The sequence below is a fragment of the Oscillochloris sp. ZM17-4 genome (assembly GCF_019599295.1).
GTDB lineage: Bacteria > Chloroflexota > Chloroflexia > Chloroflexales > Chloroflexaceae > Oscillochloris.
This window is the reverse complement of the sequence record NZ_JAIEWN010000118.1, coordinates 1-4,156: the sequence shown is the minus strand read 5'-3', so window position 1 is coordinate 4,156 and position 4,156 is coordinate 1. Positions and strand designations below refer to the sequence as shown.

Below are 4,156 nucleotides of genomic sequence, written 5' to 3'. Positions count from 1 at the left end.
CCGACGGCGCATGGATCTACCTGAACAGCGGCTCGCGCACCGACCACGGCGAGGTGGAGGATAACGGAGGGGCCTACCCCGACCTGCGCGAGGAGCCGATCACCTCGGCCATCCTGCGCATCCCCGCCGACTCGGCCGGGCTGGAGCTGCCCAACGACGAGGCCGGCATCAAGCCCTACCTCTTCGCCGACGGCACCCGCAACACCTTCGACATGGCCTTCGCCCCCAACGGCGACCTGCTCGGCGGCGATAACGGCCCCGACGCCGACTACCCCGACGAGCTGAACTGGCTGCGCGAGGGCCGGCACTACGGATTCCCCTGGCGCTTCGGCACCCAGGATAACCCCCAGCAGTTCCCCGGCTATGACGCCACGCAGGACGTGCGGCTCAGCAATGACTTCACGGCGGTGAACACCGGCACCTACAAGAACGACCCGACCTTCCCGCCGGCCCCGGCCGCCTTCAGCGCGCCCATCCTGAGCAGCGGGCCGGACGCCGCCCAGTACCGCGGCGACGACGGCAAGCCGCACGACGCCGCGAAGGAGGGGCCGAGCATCACCAGCTTCACCCCCCACCGATCTCCCCTCGGCCTCGTCTTCGCCGATGACGCCGCCATGCCCGCCGATATGCGCGCCACCGGCGAGACCTCGGTCGCCTTCATCCTGAGCTGGGGCGCGGCCGGCGGCACCCTCACCGATAAGGGCCAGGACCTGCTGGAGCTGCGGCTCACCCGCAGCGTGGATAACTATATTATGACGGCGACCCAGATCGCGCGCGACTTCAAGAACCCGATCGACGCGGTGATGATCGGCAATAAGCTCTATGTGCTGGAGTTTGGCGCGGGCGGCGCCGTGTGGGAGCTGAGCTTCGAGAGCTAGGGCAGTTGCCGGCTGTAGATTGCAGATTGGCACAATCTGCAATCTGCAATCTACAATCTGCAATAGTTAAGAGGGGAGTGTCCGGTGCAAGCAGAGGGCGAACAACGTCGGCCCCGCCCCGTCTTTAGTGTCGTGTACGCCGATCTGGAGCAGCGGATCAAGCGCGGCGAGTGGGCGGCGGGCACAAAGCTGCCAAGTATCAGCCGCCTCGCCCGTGAGCTGTGCGTGGGCGCGGGATCCGTGCGCGAGGCCCTGCGGGCGCTGGAGACGATCGGCCTGGTGCGGATCGAGCACGGCAGCGGGGTCTTCGTCGCCGATGCGCTGGCGATAGGCGACCTGCCGAGCTTCTTTCAGAGCCGCGACAGCGGCCTGCTGCTGGCCCTCGCCGAGACGAGGCGGATCATCGAGCCGGATCTGGCCGCCCTGGCCGCCGAGCGCGGCAGCGACCAGGAGCTGCGCGAGATCGATACGCTCGCCCGCCAGATGGATCACGAAGTGCGTCAGGGGAATGACTTCACCGACTCTGACGTGCAGTTCCACCGCTCGATCGCCAGGGCCGCCCACAACCCGGTGCTCTTCCGCATGATGGAGAGTGTGAACGACCTCTTCATTGAGACCCGCACCCTCACCTCACGCCGGCCCGGCATGACCGCCCGCGCCGTCAGCTACCACCTGCTGATCGCCGAGGCGCTCAGCGCCCGCAACAGCTCGCAGGCCCGCCTGCTGATGCTGGCCCACATGAACGATAGCCTGAGCGGCGTGCTCGCCGTGATGAATGAGTAAGGGGGCCGCCCGCTGTAAGGGCGCAGCAGGCGGCGCCACTTGGGTACTATCGGGTCGAGAGGCGCTATATGCGCCGCCTGCTGCGCCCCAACGAGAGGATACGAAGGAAGGGCGCCGCCTGCTGCGCCCCAACGAGAGGATACGAAGGAAGGGCGCCGCCTGCTGCGCCCCAACAAAGGGACCCCTATGCACATCGCGATCACCGGCGGGGGCGGCGAGCTTGGCCGCGAGCTGGCCCCCTACCTGACCAGTCAGGGCCACAGCGTCGTCAGCATCGACCGCGCCCTGCCCGCAGGCCTCGGCCCCTGGGGCGGCACGATCCGTCACGTGGTGGCCGACGTGCGCGACTTCGGCCAGCTTGTGGGGGCCATGAGCGGCTGCGACGCGCTGGTACACCTGGCGGCCCACCGCGCCCCCGGCACCCACCCCGACACGGTCGTCTACGCCGACAACACCCTGGCCAGCTACAACGCGCTCAGCGCCGCCGCGGCCCTCGGCATCGGCCGGGTCTGCCTGGCCTCCTCGGTCAACGCGATCGGCGGGGCCTTCAGCCGCGCCCCGCGCTACGACTACTTCCCGGTGGACGAGCGGCACCCCACCTACGCCGAGGACCCCTACAGCCTCTCGAAGTGGGTGCTGGAGCAGCAGGCCGACGCCTTCGCCCGCCGCTATGAGGCGCTGACGATCGCCAGCCTGCGCTTCCACTGGCTACTGCCCAGCCGAGAGCGGGCCGCCGAGATCACGGCGTCAAGCGTCTGGGCCAGCCGCCACCTCTGGGCCTACACCCTGCTCAGCGAGGCCGCCCGGGCCTGCCTGCTCGCCCTCACCGCGAGCTTCGCCGGCCACGAGGTCTTCTACATCGCCGCCCGCGACACCGCCGCCGCCGAGCCCTCTGCTGCCCTCGCCCAGCGGCACTACCCCGACACGCCAGTGCGCGGCGAGCTACCGGGGCACGAGAGCTTCTTCGACACGAGCAAGGCCGAGCGCGTGCTCGGGTGGGTACATGTGTAATTGCAGATTGCAGATTGCAGATTGCAGATTGCGGCAATCTCCCAGGGCCATCGCATCTAATTCCTCATTCCAATCACCTGTATGCGCAATCTATGCCATGTAACGATATGGCTTGATCAGGCAGGCTACACGATTACGGAATGCTGCCGCGAGTTTTCCAATCACCCGAGAGTGCCAGAGGCTGCGGTCGCACATGCTCGCGAAGGAAACGCCAGCAATCGCGAGTACATACCTCGAAAATAGGGCACTACAATGCAGAATAAGATGCGATGGCCCTGGGCAATCTGCAATCTGCAATCTGCAATCTGCAATCAGGAAATCGTATGCGTATCACCGACATCAAGCCCTACCCGGTCTGGGTGGGCAACCGCAACCAGCTGGTGGTCAAGATCGAGACGGACGAGGGTATCTATGGGCTGGGCGAGTCCGGCCTGAGCGGGCGCGAGCTGTCCGTGGTCGGCGCGCTCCGGCACTTCCGCGAGTTCCTGATCGGCAAGGACCCGATGCAGCGCGGGCGGATCTGGCAGGAGCTCTACCGCAGCCAGTACTTCGAGGGCGGGCGGGTGCTGCTGGCCGCCCAGAGCGCGATCGACATCGCGCTCTACGATATCGCCGGCAAGGCCCTGGGCGTGCCGGTCTACCAGCTGCTCGGCGGCAAGCAGCGCGATGTCATCCCCTGCTTCGCCACCGCCTCGGGCGGCACCGGCGAGGAGCTGCTGGCCAGCGCCCAGCTGCTCTATGAGCGCGGCTGGCGGGTTATCCGCACCGGCACCCTGCTGCCCCGACCGCCCGCCGACCCGGCGATCTTCGAGCCGCGCGAGAGCATCGCCTACACCGCCCGCTGGCTCACCAGGGTGCGCGAGGAGCTGGGCGGCGAGCTGACCCTCGGCATCGACTACCACCACCGCCTGAGCATCGCCGAGACGGCCTCGTTCTGCCAGCGCATGCCGCGCGGCACGATCGACTTCATCGAGGAGCCCATCCGCGACGAGAGCCCCGAGGCCTACGCGGCGCTGCGCAAGCTCACCGAGGTGCCCTTCGCCGTCGGCGAGGAGTTCGCCAGCAAGTGGCAGTTCCAGCCCTTCATCGAGCGCCACCTGACCGACTACGCCCGCGTCGATATCTGCAACGTCGGCGGATTCACCGAGGCCATGAAGGTGGCCGGCTGGGCCGAGACACACTACATCGACCTGATGCCGCATAACCCGCTCGGCCCGATCTGCACGGCGGCGACCATCCACATGGCGGCGGCGGTGCCAAACTTCGCCTGGCTTGAAGTGCGCGTCACCGAGGCCGAGAACCTCTACGCCGGGGCGTCCGGGGTCAACGACGCCGACCTGCTCTTCCCGGTGCAGCCGCGCCTCGAGGGCACGGCCTTCCCGCTGCCCACCGCGCCCGGCCTGGGCATCGAGATGGATGAGTCCGTCGCCCAGGGCCAGAGCTGGAGGTTCTGGGAGGCGCCCCACTACCGCCGCGGCGACGGG

The 4,156-nt window shown here is 67.9% G+C and carries 4 protein-coding genes; all 4 read left to right on the top strand.

Going from position 1 to position 4,156, the window contains the following annotated elements; all coding sequences use genetic code 11:
- Positions 1-878: PQQ-dependent sugar dehydrogenase (locus K2Z83_RS27945; RefSeq protein ID WP_220598455.1), on the top strand; the 878-nt coding region annotated here is incomplete at its 5' end.
- 84 nt (positions 879-962) lie between these two features.
- Entirely contained in the window at positions 963-1,661 is a 699-nt protein-coding gene (locus K2Z83_RS27940; protein WP_220598454.1) for a FadR/GntR family transcriptional regulator, read from the top strand.
- A 186-nt stretch (positions 1,662-1,847) separates the two neighbouring features.
- Positions 1,848-2,672 (top strand): NAD(P)-dependent oxidoreductase, encoded by an 825-nt coding sequence (locus tag K2Z83_RS27935; protein WP_220598453.1) that lies wholly within the window; start codon positions 1,848-1,850, stop codon positions 2,670-2,672.
- A 323-nt stretch (positions 2,673-2,995) separates the two neighbouring features.
- The coding region (locus tag K2Z83_RS27930) for a mandelate racemase/muconate lactonizing enzyme family protein (protein WP_370650287.1) at positions 2,996-4,156 on the top strand (1,161 nt) is incomplete at its 3' end.

Excerpts from the sequence above, each read along its gene's own strand:
- K2Z83_RS27935 (WP_220598453.1), top strand. The coding sequence starts at position 1,848 with ATGCACATCGCGATCACCGGCGGGGGCGGCGAGCTTGGCCGCGAGCTG.